The 1674-nt window shown below is 51.7% G+C and carries 2 tRNA genes and 3 rRNA genes; all 5 read right to left on the bottom strand.

Annotated features, from left to right (window positions below):
• Positions 1 to 478: ribosomal RNA gene (locus tag NLX74_RS25450) — 23S ribosomal RNA — on the bottom strand; the annotation flags it as partial.
• 240 nt (positions 479 to 718) lie between these two features.
• A tRNA-Ala gene (locus tag NLX74_RS25445) sits at positions 719 to 794 on the bottom strand.
• 20 nt (positions 795 to 814) lie between these two features.
• Positions 815 to 891, bottom strand: a tRNA-Ile gene (locus tag NLX74_RS25440).
• A 38-nt stretch (positions 892 to 929) separates the two neighbouring features.
• Positions 930 to 1046, bottom strand: a 5S ribosomal RNA gene (gene rrf, locus NLX74_RS25435).
• A 103-nt stretch (positions 1047 to 1149) separates the two neighbouring features.
• Positions 1150 to 1674: ribosomal RNA gene (locus NLX74_RS25430) — 16S ribosomal RNA — on the bottom strand; the annotation flags it as partial.

The following is a 1674-nucleotide window of genomic DNA, read 5'->3' as shown; positions in this document are numbered from 1 at the left end:
TTTAGCCTTGGCAGATGGTCCTGCCGGATTCATACGGGGTTTCACGTGCCCCGCACTACTCGGGATCCGTCTCGGAGGGAACAAGTTTTGAACTACAGGGCTTTTACCTTCTCTGGCGGGCCTTTCCAGACCTCTTCATCTAACCGGTTCCTTTGTAACTCCATGTGAGACGTCCCACAACCCCAAGGAGCAAGCTCCTTGGTTTGGGCTAATCCGCGTTCGCTCGCCGCTACTGACGGAATCACTATTGTTTTCTCTTCCTCAGGGTACTTAGATGTTTCAGTTCCCCTGGTCTGCCTCTATTCTGCCTATGTATTCAGCAGAAAGTGACTGTCGATGAAGACAGCCGGGTTTCCCCATTCGGACATCCCCGGATCAAAGCTTGCTTACAGCTCCCCGAGGCCTTATCGTTGTTCGCCACGTCCTTCGTCGGCTCCTGGCGCCTAGGCATCCTCCGTGTGCTCTTTGTAGCTTAACCTAGTATTTACATCGTAAATACGATTTGCTCTGAATTTCGGCTCAACACTTACGTGTGAATGAAATTCAAGGCAGCTACCTTTATTCACTTGTTTACACAAGATCAGCTTAAAGGAATATTCTAAAACGCAATTTCGTTTCGGTATCCAGTTTTCAAGGTGCAATACAGTTTCATCGAAACTGTAGCCTGTGTGAATATCGATCCAACTCAACTGAGTAGATGGTATTCATGCAGTTTTTTTGGTGGAGCCAAGGGGGATCGAACCCCTGACCTCCTGCGTGCAAGGCAGGCGCTCTCCCAGCTGAGCTATAGCCCCAAAAGGAATATAAAGTTATATGGTGGGCCCTAGTGGACTCGAACCACCGACCTCACCCTTATCAGGGGTGCGCTCTAACCAGCTGAGCTAAGGGCCCATAATAAACCACCAAAGAAGTTCTTCTTTAGTGGTTGCGCTTGGCGACGTCCTACTCTCCCAGGACCCTGCGGTCCAAGTACCATCGGCGCTGGAGGGCTTAACGGTCGTGTTCGGGATGGGTACGTGTGGAACCCCTCCGCTATCGCCACCAAACGTTCGAGAGTTTGAGCTCTCAAAACTGAGCAACGAGTGAGTAGTTTTTGAAGCTAATGCTTCATATTTGAATGTTTCCATTGCAGGAAACGATTCTCCATAGAAAGGAGGTGATCCAGCCGCACCTTCCGATACGGCTACCTTGTTACGACTTCACCCCAATCATCTACCCCACCTTCGGCGGCTGGCTCCCTTGCGGGTTACCCCACCGACTTCGGGTGTTGTAAACTCTCGTGGTGTGACGGGCGGTGTGTACAAGACCCGGGAACGTATTCACCGCGGCATGCTGATCCGCGATTACTAGCAATTCCGACTTCATGTAGGCGAGTTGCAGCCTACAATCCGAACTGAGACCGGCTTTTCTAGGATTGGCTCCACCTCGCGATTTCGCTTCCCGTTGTACCGGCCATTGTAGTACGTGTGTAGCCCAGGTCATAAGGGGCATGATGATTTGACGTCATCCCCACCTTCCTCCGGTTTGTCACCGGCAGTCTGCTTAGAGTGCCCAGCTTGACCTGCTGGCAACTAAGCATAAGGGTTGCGCTCGTTGCGGGACTTAACCCAACATCTCACGACACGAGCTGACGACAACCATGCACCACCTGTCTCCTCTGTCCCGAAGGAAAGG

The organism is Paenibacillus sp. MZ03-122A (genome assembly GCF_024213325.1).
GTDB lineage: Bacteria > Bacillota > Bacilli > Paenibacillales > Paenibacillaceae > Paenibacillus > Paenibacillus polymyxa_B.
The sequence above is the reverse complement of the archived record's forward strand: the minus strand, read 5'-3'. Positions and strand labels throughout refer to the sequence as shown.